At 65.7% G+C, this 13058-nt stretch carries 7 protein-coding genes; 6 read left to right on the top strand and 1 reads right to left on the bottom strand.

Features of this window, described 5'->3' with window-relative positions; all coding sequences use genetic code 11:
- Positions 1-8 precede the first annotated feature (8 nt).
- Positions 9-2432 (bottom strand): molybdopterin-dependent oxidoreductase, encoded by a 2424-nt coding sequence (locus LB310_RS08470; RefSeq protein ID WP_278805643.1) that lies wholly within the window; start codon positions 2430-2432, stop codon positions 9-11.
- Between the two features lie 509 nt (positions 2433-2941).
- Between LB310_RS08470 and LB310_RS08465 the strand changes: the two genes are divergently transcribed.
- The 6 genes from LB310_RS08465 to LB310_RS08440 all read left to right on the top strand — a co-directional run bounded on the left by LB310_RS08465 (position 2942) and on the right by LB310_RS08440 (position 13058).
- Positions 2942-4516, top strand: a complete 1575-nt coding sequence (locus LB310_RS08465; RefSeq protein WP_278805642.1) for a LuxR C-terminal-related transcriptional regulator — start codon at positions 2942-2944, stop codon at positions 4514-4516.
- Between the two features lie 175 nt (positions 4517-4691).
- Entirely contained in the window at positions 4692-7229 is a 2538-nt protein-coding gene (locus LB310_RS08460; protein WP_087191835.1) for a molybdopterin-dependent oxidoreductase, read from the top strand.
- Positions 7229-7570 (top strand): 4Fe-4S dicluster domain-containing protein, encoded by a 342-nt coding sequence (locus LB310_RS08455; RefSeq protein WP_087191834.1) that lies wholly within the window; start codon positions 7229-7231, stop codon positions 7568-7570. The genes LB310_RS08460 and LB310_RS08455 overlap by 1 nt, the downstream gene beginning before the upstream one ends.
- Before the next feature lie 255 nt (positions 7571-7825).
- Positions 7826-9139 carry an MFS transporter gene (locus tag LB310_RS08450; RefSeq protein WP_157004780.1) on the top strand — a complete coding sequence of 438 codons (1314 nt, stop codon included), beginning with the start codon at positions 7826-7828 and terminating at the stop codon, positions 9137-9139.
- A 32-nt stretch (positions 9140-9171) separates the two neighbouring features.
- Positions 9172-10467 (top strand): MFS transporter, encoded by a 1296-nt coding sequence (locus LB310_RS08445; RefSeq protein WP_301154905.1) that lies wholly within the window; start codon positions 9172-9174, stop codon positions 10465-10467.
- Between the two features lie 20 nt (positions 10468-10487).
- Complete coding sequence (locus tag LB310_RS08440; protein ID WP_301154904.1) at positions 10488-13058, top strand: molybdopterin-dependent oxidoreductase; 2571 nt, start codon at positions 10488-10490, stop codon at positions 13056-13058.

The raw sequence follows: 13058 nt of genomic DNA, 5'->3' as shown, positions 1-13058 counted from the left end.
CGAGCCTCCTAGCTCATAACCGTGACGACGGGCTCTTCGACCGGCTCGTAGGGCTTGCCGGGCTCGTAGGGTGCGAAGTCGCCCTTCTCGGCGATGACCTCGTGCGGGAGCACGTCGCCTTCCTGCACGGGGTAGATCTTGCAGAGCATGCTCTTGATGGCGGACCCAATGCCGCCCTGTCCCGTGCGGAACGCCTCGGTCATGTTGTTGAGGTTCGAGTCGTACGCGCCGTAGAAGTTGGGCTCGGCGCCGTCCTGCTCGGGGAACCACCAGCCGTGCTCGGCATGCACGCGTCCGGGCATGACCTCGATGGTCTCCTTCACCTTCTGCTTGAAACGGGCACCGCGGCTGTTCTCGACCCAAATCCACGCGCCGTCGCGCACGCCGAAGCGCTTGCAGTCCTCCGGGCTCACCATGATGAGCGGGTCGGGGTGGAACTCGCGCATGGTGGGCAGCTGGCGGTGCTCCGAATGGAAGAACTCGAAGGAGCGCCCTCCGCCGGAGAGGATGAGCGGGAACTCCTCGAAGGTCTTGGGCGTGGAGAGCGGGCTCTCGGGCGGTTCGATGTGGTAGGGCAGCGGGTCGACGCCCCAGTGGTCGTAGCCGAACGACCACAGCTCGATGCGCCCGGTAGGCGTGTTGAAGCCCGGCTGGCCGTCGGGGCGCAGCATGCCCTTCTCGTACTTATGGTACGTGGCGTCCCAGTCCCAGTACGCCGTGCCGTTGCAGCTGTTCTCGCTCGGGTTCTGCACCGTGTCCTCCCAGGTGCGGTCGTACTCGGTGCCGCCGGGCGCCAGCTGGTCGGTGAGGTACCAGGTGCACCATTCCTTGTCGTCGGCCCACGGCCAGTGCTCGGGTTTGATGCGCTTTCCCAGTTCGAGGCAGATCTGCTCGTCTGACTTCGCCTCGTAGTAGTCGGTCACCTTCACCATGGTGCGCACGGGCGTCCACCAGGTGCGGCAGGAATTGCGCTCGCAGCTCATGGCCACGGGCAGCACGATGTCGGCAACCGCTTGGGCCGTGGGCGTCATGAACGGGTCCGCCACCACGATGAACGGCACCTTCATGAGGGCTGCGCGCGTGCGGGCCGGGTCCATGGAGGCGCAGGCCAGCGCGTTGGAGCTCTGGATCCAGAACATCTGGATGGGGTAGGGCTCGCCCGTCTCGATGGCTGCCAGGATGGCGTCGGTGTCGGCGCACGAAACGATGTTTGACTCGTTGATGCCCGAGGTGGCGGGTATGAGCTTCTTGGCGTACACCTCCGGATCGATGTACTCGTCGCCCAGGCCGTAGCGCTTCTCGATGAGGAAGGCGCAGCGGTACAGCGCGTTGCCGCCGGGGTTGTCGATGTTGCCGGTGATGGCCATGAGGTCCGCCACGGCCTCGGTCACGCCGAGCGCGGCGATCTGCTGCTCGAAGGCGAGGCCCCACTGGCAGGCGCAGCTCGACGACGTGGCGATGAGGCGGGCGGCGCCGCGCAGCGCGTCGGCGTCCACCTCGCAGATAGGCGCGGCCCACTCGGGCGTCTTGTCGGCCACGCGCTCGGCGAGCGCCTCGAAGCCGTAGCACCAGCGGTCCACGAAGTCATGGTCGTAGAGGTCCTCTTCGATGATCACGTTGAGCAGCGCCATGGCCGCCACGGCGTCGGTGCCGGGCCGCACGGGCAGCCAGTACGCCGCGCGGGCCCCCCACCAGGTGAGGCGCGGATCGACGGAGACGATCTTAGAGCCCATCTGCACGCACTGCACGAGCCAATGGCCCAAAAAGCCGTCGGCGTTCGACTTGATGGGCTCGTTGCCCCACACCAGGACGACGCCGGGCGCCTGCCAGTCGGGGTTCGCGTAGCGGTCGGGGTGGGCCTGCGAGGCGTCCACGATGATCATGTCGCCGTACTTCGCCGACGTGCCGATCATGCGCGGCAGGTAGCAGGCGAAGCCGGTGAACCCGAACGTGGAGACATTCGGCGTCTCCATGCAGGCCGACGCGAAGTAGGGGACCTGCCAGCCAATATTGCGGCCGGTGCCATGCACGACCACGATGGATTCCGGTCCGTGCTCCTTTTTGATGGCGAGTACGCGCTCGGTGATCTCATCGTAGGCCTCGTCCCAGCTGATGCGCTCCCACCGGTCCTGGCCGCGCTCGCCGGAGCGGCGCAGGGGGTACTTCAGGCGGTCGGGGTGGTTCACCGCCTCGGGAAGGTCGAGGCAGCGCATGCACAGCTTGCCGTTGGCAACGGCGTTCAGCGGATCGCCCTCAACGCGTTCGAGCTTGCCGTCCTTCGTGTACAGCAGCACGCCGCAGCCCATGTGGCAGCCCGGTGGCGACCAGTGCGTCGTGCGGGTGACGGTGTAGCCGTCCTCCTGCCACTGCCATTCCCCTTCGTGGTAGGCCTTGCGGTCGAGCTTTTCCAGAAACTCTCGGTAGTCGGCCATGGTGCTCCTTTCTCGTCCCATGCGGCCCGCGGCCTCGCGAGCTTGTCGCATACCCGAGATTCTAGGGAGGACGCCCGCAGGCGACATGCCGTCGGGCTTCCTATTTCGGCACGGCCGGCTGCGGTGCCGTGGGGCGTGGCGCCTGATTTCCCCAAGCGCGGTGCTGGGCCCGCAGACGCGCGGAAGAGGGCGCACGCGGAAGGCGCGGTGGTGGCAGGTCGCCATGCGAAGGCGCGCCTTATCTTCGGCACGAGCCTAATACCCCATGCCTTATCTTCGCGGGTGCAAGGCCTAGGTGGTTTATGCTGGGCACGACGGAGGGTGGCGGCGAGGAAGGTGCCATTATGAGCGGTTTGCGGAGGATTGCGAGGTCATGATATAACGTGCGGACGCCTTCGGGCACCTTCTAAGCCCGAAGGCGCGAGGGGTCGGAGTGGTATTTCGGCGATGGTTTCAGGGGGTTGAAATCGTTGAAGCAGGATAACGGTACAGAATTTGTGCGCGAGCTTATGGGAGACGGAAGCAAGGAGCAGTGGCTGCTCGTCAACCCGCGCATGCTCATCGGGTTGGTGGGGACCGTCGCCTGCTACGGATGGGCGTTCCTCATGTTGGGCACGTCGGCCTTCGTCCCCCCCGCTTCCGCTGCGAGCGCGGCGGGCGGGCCGCATCTCTGCTTCGTGCTGGGTGCCATGGCGGCGCTGGCTTGTACCTGGGCCTTCTCGGATTTTTTCTCGTCGCGCAAGCGGGTGCAATACGTCTTGGCCCTCGCTTGCACGGCGGCAGGGGTGGCGGGGATGTGGCTTTCCCCGTCCGGCACGTGGACGTTGCTTCCTGCCATGCTGCTGGGAGCGGGGTTCGGTTTGATCTACGGCCTGTACGGCGAGTTCGTCTGCCTGAATTTCCACATGTCCATCAAGACCTACGTACTGGGCATATTCTCCTGCGCGCTCGCTGCGTGCGCCGGCCTGCTGTTCGCCGGCGACGACATGGGATTCCCTTTTGCGCTCGTGTTCCCGGTGGTGGCGTTCGCAGCCTACGCCTGCGTGTTCTCGTTCTTCCACTTGGGCCGACAGCCGGTGGTGGACCGGAAGACGTCGGACGCGCGCAACCGCGTGGTGTGGAGATCGTACCTGGCCACGGCAACGGCGGGCATGGCGGCCGGGTTCGGGCTGGGCTGCCTGCTCTCGACTGAATCCGTGCATTCGGGGGCCTACGCGCTCACCGAGGTGCTCGTGGTGGGCACGTGCGTGTTCCTCCTGGTCGATGCCTGCCATAAGAACCGCGTGAACGAGACGATCACCATGCGGTTCTTCCTCCCGTTCGCCGCCGTGGTGGCGTTTCCGCTCATGTTCGCGCCCCCGGCGCTCAAGTTCGTGTTCGCCGCCCTGCTGCTTTGCGGGTCGTTGTTTCCCATCACGTGCTCGCTTTCGGCCATGTGCAAGCATGTGGCGTTGTGCGATCTGTCTCCCATCAGGGCGTTCTCGTTCGGTCGCCTCGTCTGCCTTGCAGGGATCGCGGTGGGCATGGCGTTGGCGTTCTGCGGGTTCGCCTCTGCGGGGATGGGCGGCTTGACCTACGAGACGACCTCTGCTGCCGTCGTGGTGGTGTTCATGATGCTGGTGATATTCTCGGCGTCGTTCGTCATGACCGAGGACAACTACCCTGATGAGGCGCGTATCAAGCGCAACGAGGAAGAAGGGGCAGGTGAGGACGCCGGTTCCGCGAAGGGCGGCACGCCGATCCGCCAGCTCGAGACGGTGGACGGGGGTGGCGTCGAGCCTGCAGCAAGCGAGGGGCCGGTGGCCCGCCCGGGTATCTTCCACATAAAATGCGAGATCGTAGCCCGTACCTACGGCCTGTCCAACCGCCAGCGCGAGGTGCTCGGCATGCTGGCGAAAGGGCGCAATGCCGACTACATTACCGAGAAGCTCATCATATCGTCGCACACCGCGAAGGCCCATATCTACAACATCTACCAGAAGACGGGCGTCCACTCGCGCCAGGAGCTCATGGACCTGGTGGAGAACACCGACGTGGCAGGTGCCGGGGATATGCTGCAGGATATCCTTCACGACCGGGCATGACCTGTTCTGGCCTGCCCTGCCGGCTGCCAGCCTCGCCTAATCCCCCAGACCTTACTGCGCGGTTTAGCGTCTCCCACCTCATGAAAGGCGCCCTGCTTTTTCCTATCGTTCGCATCGAGGGCCGGTGCCTGGTGTGCGCCGGGCAAGGCCCGAGACGAGAGAGGAGAGAAGGCCTATGCTGTTCGACTACGAAGCGTTCCTCGAAGGCATCGATCGCAAAGCCTACCATGAGGGCGAATGGCAGTGGGAGGAGGACGGCTACACCGTCACGCGTACCTACACGTACTCGGCGCCCGGCTGCCACGATTCGTGCGGCGTGCTCATGTACACGAAGGACGGCAAGCTGGAGCGCGTGGAGGGCGACCCGCTCGACCCTTGTGCCAACGGGCGCCTGTGCATGCGCTGCCTGAACTTGGCCGAGGGCGTGAACTATGCCGAGCGCCCCAAGTACCCGCTCCGGCGCGCCGGCGAGCGCGGCGAGAACAAGTGGGAGCGCATTACCTGGGAGGAGGCGCTCGACGAGATAGCCGACTGGATACACGAGAACCTCGACGAGGCGGGCTTCGGCCGCGAGTCGATCTTCGTGAACCATGGCACGGGGCGCAACATCTCGTCCTGGGTGCCGTTCCTAGGCGGGGCGTGCCTCGGCACGCCGAACATCGGCGCCATCGGCTTCTCGGGGTACTCGTGCTACCTGCCGCGCACGTGCGGCACGGCCGCCGGCATCGGCGACTTCCCCATCGTGGACGCCTCCGAAGGCCATGCCGACCGTTACGCGAACCCCGAATGGGAGCGTCCCGACGTCGTGGTGGTGTGGGGCTGCGAGCCGCTGCGCTCAAACGCGGATGGATACCTGGGCCATTGGCTGAACGTGTGCATGCAGATGGGCACGGAGTTCATCTCCATCGACCCGCAGCTCACCTGGTGGGGAGCCCGCGCGGCGTACTGGCTGCCGCTGCGCCCGGCCACCGACTTGGCGCTCGCGCTCGCGTGGCTCAACGTGATCACGACCGAGGACCTGATCGACCACGAGTTCGTTGACTGCTGGTGCGCCTACTACGACGAGCTCAAGGAGCATGTGGCGCAGTTCACGCCCGACTGGGCCGCCGAGATCTGCCAGGTGCCGGCGGAGGACATCGCCGCGGCCGCGCGCTTCTACGCGGGAGCCGAGCGCGGTGCCATCCAGTGGGGCCTCGCCTTCGACACGCAGGTCGACTCCATTCAGCTGTGTCAGACAGTGTCGAACCTCATGAGCGTGTGCGGCAACATCGACAAGCCGGGCACGAACATCCTCGTGCGCAACGGCTTCGAGATCAATCCCGGTTACGCCACGGCCCAGCTCTACTGCGATCCTGACACGTTCGCGAAGAAGCTCACGGTGGACCTCGTGCATCCCGGGTGCGTGCAGTTCATCGGCATGGCCGACTGCGACGCGGTGAACCGCGCGTTCGAGACGGGCGAGCCGTACCCCATCAAGATGTTCTGGTCGCAGGGCTCCAACGGCATCGCCTGCTCGGCCACGGCGGCGCCGCGCGTGCACAAGATGCTGCAGAACGTGGAGTTCTGCGTGGTGGCCGACCCGTATATGACGCCCACGGCAGTGGCCTACGCCGACATCTTCCTGCCGCTCAAGACCACGGCCGAACGCGACTCGATGCGCGTGTGGTGGACGCCGCTGCGCGCCATGAAGGCCGTGAGCGAATGGTACGAGGCGAAGTCCGACGAGGAGCTCATCGTGGCTTTGGGCAACAAGCTCAACCCGGAGCTGTTCCAGAAGCGCTGGCCCACGTTGGAGGCGCTGCTGCAGGATTACCTGGACGTGGGCTTCAACCTCTACGACCCCGAGACCGGCAAGAGCTACAAGAGCGCCGGCCGCTCGAAGGCGGGCATGGTGGAAGTGGAGGACGTGCACACCGATTTCTGGAAGAAGCACTATGCCGACGGCGAATGCTCGTTCGACGCGCTCGTGCGCAAGGGAGGCTACGAGTACGACGACTTCTGCGCCACATACCGCAAGTACGAGAAGGGCCTGCTGCGCGCCGACGGCCAGCCCGGCTTCGCGACGCCCACCGGGCGCATCGAGCTCGTGCCGTACGCCACGTTCGGCGCCTGGGGCATCCCGCCCTTGGCCGAGCACGTGGAGTCGCTTACGGCCAAGCGGTGGCTCACCGACCCCGAGTTCAAGAAAGAGTACCCGTTCATCTGCATCAACGGCTCGCGCTCCTACGAGTTCTTCCATTCGGAGAACCGCCAGCAGGCAACCATGCGCGAGTTCCACCCGATGCCGCTCGTGAAGGTGTCGCCTCAGACGGCTGAGGAATACGGCCTGGCCGAGGGCGAGTGGATATGGATCGAGAACACCGAGGGACGTTGCCGTCAGAAGGTGACCATCGACCCGGTGCTCAACCCCAACTACATCCATGCCGAGCACGGTTGGTGGTTCCCCGAGGAGGAGCCGGCATTTCCGCACCTGTTCGGAGCGTTCGAGAGCAACATCAACAACCTCACCGCCTCCTACGAGACGGGTTACGGCGGTATCGGCAACCCGCTCAAGAGCATCGTCTGCAAGATCTACAAGTGCACCGAGGACGTTGACGAGCCTGCGCCGGGCGAGGTGGTCACGAAGCTGGGCGGCTTCCGCGGCGACTACGTGGCCGGGCAGCCGTTCGCTTGGACGACCGACAACACGACGCGCGAGGGAGGGAGATTCTAGTGAAGGGCATTCTGGTCAACTACGAGTACTGCACGGGCTGCCACTCCTGCGAGGTGGCCTGCAAGAAACACCTGGGCCTGCCGGCGGGGGAGTTCGGCATCAAGCTCACCGAGACGGGGCCGTTCGAGTACGAGGGCGCCGAGGGCAACAAGGACCGTTGGGAGTGGACCTGGCTCCCCGTGCTCACGAAGGCGTGCGATATGTGCGCCGATCGCGTGGAGGCGGGCAAGCTGCCCATGTGCGTGCAGCACTGCCAGGCGTGGTGTCTGTACCACGGCGAGGTGGAGGAGCTTGCTGCCAAGATGGACGGCTCGTCGCGCTGCGCGCTGTTCACGCGCTGAGTCCCTCGGAGGGTGCTGTATCAAAAGCCCCAGAACGCAAGCCCGCCATGGGATCGCCTCGTAGGGCAAGGGCTCTGCCCTTGCCGCAACCTGCGGGCGATCCCGCCCGACGGCAAGGGCAGAGCCCTTGCCCTACGCTCGACTCGGGAGAGACGGCGAGGCGAAACTTTTGATACAGCCCCAGGTGCGGGAAGGGGGTGATGCGCGGGGATCTTCGGTGTTCTACTCGTAATCTGCAAGGGAAAGGTAACTGAAATGGTAGAAGAAAAGAAGGGGTTCCATCGCGCTTGGCTCGTCTTCATCGGCGTGTGCATGATGATGGCCGGCGGCATGGGTTTGGTGCTCAACGTCATGGGCAACTTCTTCGTGCCGATGGCGCTGCAGTTCGGCCTGGTCACGCCGGAGGGCAAGCCCGACGTGACGCAGGTGACGCTGCTGATGACCGTTTACTCCTACGTCATGCTCGTATGGCTGCCGTTCGCCGGCCGCCTGTTCGACAAGGTGGACGCGCGGGTTCTGTTCGGCGCCGGCGGCGTGTGCGTCGTGGCGGCCGTGGCGCTGCTCGGCGTGTGGGGCGAGGTGTGGCAGATCTACCTCTCGGGCGTGCTGCTCGGCCTTGCCGGCCCGATCATCTTCCTCGTGGGGCCGTCGGTGCTGATCAACAACTGGTTCGCCCCGAAGCAGGCCGGCAAGTTCCTCGGCATCGCCTCGGCGTTCACCGGCGTGGGCACATTTGTATGGTCGCCGCTATTCGCCGGGCTCATCAAGTCGATGGGCTACCAGCCCGCGTTCTTCGTGGAGGCCGGCATCGCTGCCGTGCTCATCCTCGTGCCGGCCGTGTTCTTCTTCCGCACGCGACCCGAGGACGTGGGGCTCGCGCAGTTCGGCATCGAGAAGGAGACGGCTGCAGGCGAGGAACCGGCGAAGAAGAGCGGTGTGTCCGGCAGGTTCGCCCTCGGCACGGTGGCATTCTACTGCATCTTCGTGGCGGCGTGCCTCATCTCGCTCGGCGGCGGCTACAAGTCCATGATGCCCACGGCCGTGCAGTCCGTCGGCGGCACCGAGCTCGCGCTTCTGGGCGCGTCCATGATCTCGGCCGCGGCCGTCGGCAACATCCTGGGCAAGATCACGCTGGGGACGCTCTCCGATAAGATAGGCATCATGAACTCTATGGTAGCCTTCGCCGCGGTGAGCATCGTGGGCTTCGCGCTCATGGTGTTCATGATGGGCGACAACCAGGTGCCCATGCTCGCGGCCGGCTTCTGCATCGGCACGGGCGACGCCATGATGTCGGTGGGCCTGCCGCTGCTCACGCGGCACTGCTACGGCGACCGCGACTACGCGAAGATCTACTCCTACCTGAACATGGGCATCGCCGTGCTCGGCGGCCTGGGTGCGACGTTCGTGGCCCTCGTGGCCTCCATGGCGGGCGGGTTCCAGGCGGCCTACGGCTGCGGCATCGCCTTCGAGGTGGTCATCGCGATCGCCATCGTGGTGGCCGCGACTACGGCCAAGAAGTTCCGCGGCAAGTGGACGGAAGAAGGGGAGCCCGAGCAGAGCCGCTCGTAACGGGCTTCCCGGCAAAGGAGAGGTGGTAGCTCATGACGGCGGCGAGACCACGGTTTCACTACGCATGGCTGATACTGATAGGGTGCTGTTTCGTGCAGGCGGGCGGCCTGGGTGCGGTGCTGGACGCTGCGGGGGTGTTCTTCGTGCCGGTGTGCGAGGACCTGGGCTTCTCGCGTTCGGAGCTCTCGATGTACCTGACGTTCTACTTCATCGCCACGGTGTTCGCCATGCCCGTAGTGGGGAGGTGGATCACGAAATACAACGTGAACCGCGTGCTGAGCGTGTCGTTCGCGCTGGTCGTTGCCGCGGTGGCGGCCATGGGGCTCTATTCCGAACCTTGGCAGTGGTGGATATCGGGCATCGTGTTCGGCCTGGCGGGCAGCTTCATATTCGTCGTGCCCGCACCCATCCTCATAGGCAACTGGTTCCATGCGCACAAGGGTTTGGCGCTGGGCGTGGCCATGTCGTTCTCCGGCATTGGCGGCGCCGTCCTCGGTCCGGTGTTCACCCTGCTGATCCAAGGACTCGGATGGCGCGAGGCCTACTTCGTGGCGGCTGCCGTCATGGCGCTTCTCGTGCTGCCGTGGACGTTGTTCGTGTTCAAGCTGCGTCCCGAGGATGTGGGGATGAAGCCCTACGGGTGGACCGAGCAAGACGAGCAGGATGAGCGGCGGCGCGCGGGCGCGCTTGCGGGGGCGCCCGGCGTGCCGCTGGCCAAGGCGCTTAAGACGGTGCCGTTCGTGTGCATGTTCCTGTTCTCGGGGCTGATCGCGTACTTTGCGGGCTTCAACTCCCACCTGCCGGGCTATGCGCAGTCCATCGGGTTCTCCGCCTTGGTCGGATCGTCGCTGCTCACGGCTGTCATGGTGGGCAACGTGGTGGAGAAGCTGCTGGTGGGCTGGCTCAACGACCGGGTGGGCGTGCAGTTCACGGTGAACATACAGCTTGCCATGGTGGCGTTGGGGTTTGCGGGCTTCATGTTCGCGGGCGACAACCTGGTGCTGCTGTATGCGTCGGCCTTCCTGTTCGGGGCGCAGAACTCGCTCGTGTCGGTGTCGACCCCGCTGCTCGTGCGCCAGCTGTTCGGGGAGCGCGACTTCCCGGCCATCTTCACCTACGCCCGTATCGGCACCGGCGTCATCGGGTGCCTGGGCCCGGTGACGGTGGCCGCCATCTTCGACGCCACGGGCAGCTTCGTGCCGGCGTTCGCGCTGGGGATCGGCATCACGGCCCTGGGCTTCGCGACGGTCCGCCTTGCCTATGCGCGCCGTGGGAAGCTTGCGTGGGCGGAGGCCGGAGATGCGCTCGACACGCAGGCAAGCAACTAGCATAAGAGAGAGGTAACGGTATGGAATTCAAGAACGACCTGGGCAAGCCCTGGAAGTACGAGGACGGGGACTTCACTGTCGTGCGCACGTCCATGTGGTCGCCGCCGGGCTGCCATCCGGTGGGATGCGGCTTGAAGCTCTACGTCGATGCGGAGGGGCGCCTCGACCATGTGGAGGGCGACGAGAACAACCCCATCACGAAGGGCCGTTTGTGCGCGCGGTGCCTGGCGCTCAAGGACTACGTGTACAACCCGAGCCGCGTGATCTACCCGATGAAGCGCGATCCGAAGGACCGCGGCCGGCACGACAAGTGGGAGCGCATCACGTGGGACGAGGCCTATGCCCTGGTGAAGGAGAAGCGCGACTACTTCCGCGACACCTACGGCCCCGAGAGCATGGCCGTGTTCTCGGGCACGGGGCGCTCGGGCGGCATCCTGGTGGCCGACATGGCGCAGGCCGTGCTCGGCACGCCGAACGCCTGCTACACCCAGTCGGGCTACGCCTGCTACCAGCCGCGCTCCATGTCCTGCTCGCACGTGCTGGGCGCGTACTATCCCGAGATGGACTACGCCGGCGGCCTGGAGGGAACCTACGACAACCCCGTGTACCGGGTGCCGGAGGTCATCGTCATGTGGGGCAAGATGGCGCTCGCGTCCAACGGCGATGGCCTCTGGGGCCATGCGGTCATCGACCTCATGAAGCGCGGCGCGAAGCTCATCAGCGTCGACCCGCGCGTGAACTGGCTGGCCACGCGCGCCGAGGTGCACCTGCGGGTGCGACCCGGCACCGACACCGCGCTCGCCATGGCGTGGCTGTCCATCATCATCAACGAGGACCTCTACGACCACGACTTCGTGGAGAAGTGGACGTACGGATTCGAGGAGTTCTCCGCGCGCATCAACGACCCCGACAAGGGCATGACGCCCGAGAGGGCCGCGGAGATCTGCGAGGTGCCGGTGGAGGACATCTACCGTGCGGCCCGCCTGTACGCCGCCGCGAAGCCCGCGTCCATCGCCTGGGGCCTTGCGTTCGACCAGAACCAGAACGGCAACCAGGCGGCCCACTGCGTGCTGGCGCTGATGGCCATCTGCGGCAACATCGACGTTCCCGGCGGCCAGATCATCGCCGAGATCGACCCGGCGCCCGGCGTGGAGGACGACGCGGAGGCGCAGGCGGCCGCCGAGGCCGCGGCGGTGGAGGGCTCCACGCTCGACATCGACAAGGCCGACGACACTTCGGCCGAGGACGCCGCGCGCCCGCAGCGCCGCATCGGCTGGGACTCGCTTCCCGACGACCTCAAAGGCAAGACCATCGGCTACGACGAGTACCCGCTCTACGTGGACAACATCCGCAACGCGCAGGCCGACATGATGTTCGACGCGGTGACGAAGGGCGAGCCGTACCGCATCCGCATGGGCTGGATACAGTCCACGGCGCTGCTCACCCCCACGTGCTGCGCCCAGCCGACCGGCTGGTACGAGGGCTGCAAGAACCTGGAGTGGTGCATGGCAACCGACTGCTTCATCACGCCCGCCATCGAGGCGTTCGCCGACCTCGTGCTGCCCTTGGCCTCGTGCGCCGAGAAGGACGACGTGGTCATGACGCACTACGCGGGATCGCCGGTGACGCTGGGCTCGGTGAACAAGGCCGTGGACGTGGGCGAGGTGAAGTCCGACATCCAGATACTCATCGAGCTGGGCGAGTACCTGGAGATGGACTGCCTGAAGGACGAGGACGGCGGGCGCCTGTTCAAGGACGAGGCCGACTTCCTCACGCAGCGCCGCGCGCGTCCCGTCAAGATGCCCTTCGAGGAGCTGCGCGACCAGGTGGTGTTCCAGCGCGGCGTGAACTACCGCAAGTACGAGACGGGCAAGCTGCGTCCTGACCGCAAGCCCGGCTTCCTCACGCCCACCGGCCGCGTGGAGCTGTGGTCGACGGCGTACGCGCATTACGGCGAGGACCCGCTGCCGTACTACCAGGAGCCGGCGTTCAGTCCTCACAAGGACCCCGAGCTCGCGGCGAAGTACCCGTTCATCCTGACCACGGGAGCGCGCAACTACGCGTCGTTCCACGCCGAGCACCGGCAGATCCCCGTGCTCCGCGAGCTGCACCCCGACCCGATCATCGAGATCAACCCCGAGGACGCGGCGCAGCTGGGCGTGGCGGACGGCCAGTGGGTCGAGATCAAGAACGATTACGGCCGCGCGAAGTTCAAAGCCGTCGTGTCGCCCATCGTGAAGAAGGGCGTGGTGCAGACCGACCACGGCTGGTGGTTCCCCGAGCGCCAGGCCGACGACGACGCGCGCGAGCGCATCGTGCCGGTGGGCCAGATCGTGGAGGACCACGAGGTGCAGGCCGTCATCAACGGCAAGGAGATCAAGGACGGCTTCGTGAAGACCGACCATGCCGACGAGCAAGGCCTCTACGGCGTGTGGCAGTCGAACGTGAACGACCTCGTGTCGAACCACTACAACTCGCGCTTGGGCTACGGCGGGCCCTACAAGTGCAACTGCTGCAGCGTGACGCCCTTGCAGGAGAGCTACGACACGGACATGAACCTGGTCGTCGAGAAATTCGGAGAGTTGGTGTAG

Origin of the sequence: Gordonibacter sp. RACS_AR49, from assembly GCF_030418435.1 — a bacterium.
GTDB lineage: Bacteria > Actinomycetota > Coriobacteriia > Coriobacteriales > Eggerthellaceae > Gordonibacter > Gordonibacter urolithinfaciens.
This window is presented reverse-complemented; position numbering and strand designations above follow the sequence as displayed.

What these genes read in the sequence shown, in the direction of transcription:
- LB310_RS08450 (WP_157004780.1), top strand. Translation starts at nt 7,826, where the DNA reads ATGGTAGAAGAAAAGAAGGGGTTCCATCGCGCTTGGCTCGTCTTCATC.
- LB310_RS08465 (WP_278805642.1), top strand. Translation starts at nt 2,942, where the DNA reads ATGGGAGACGGAAGCAAGGAGCAGTGGCTGCTCGTCAACCCGCGCATG.
- LB310_RS08440 (WP_301154904.1), top strand. Translation starts at nt 10,488, where the DNA reads ATGGAATTCAAGAACGACCTGGGCAAGCCCTGGAAGTACGAGGACGGG.
- LB310_RS08470 (WP_278805643.1), bottom strand. Translation starts at nt 2,432, where the DNA reads ATGGCCGACTACCGAGAGTTTCTGGAAAAGCTCGACCGCAAGGCCTAC.
- LB310_RS08460 (WP_087191835.1), top strand. Translation starts at nt 4,692, where the DNA reads ATGCTGTTCGACTACGAAGCGTTCCTCGAAGGCATCGATCGCAAAGCC.
- LB310_RS08445 (WP_301154905.1), top strand. Translation starts at nt 9,172, where the DNA reads ATGACGGCGGCGAGACCACGGTTTCACTACGCATGGCTGATACTGATA.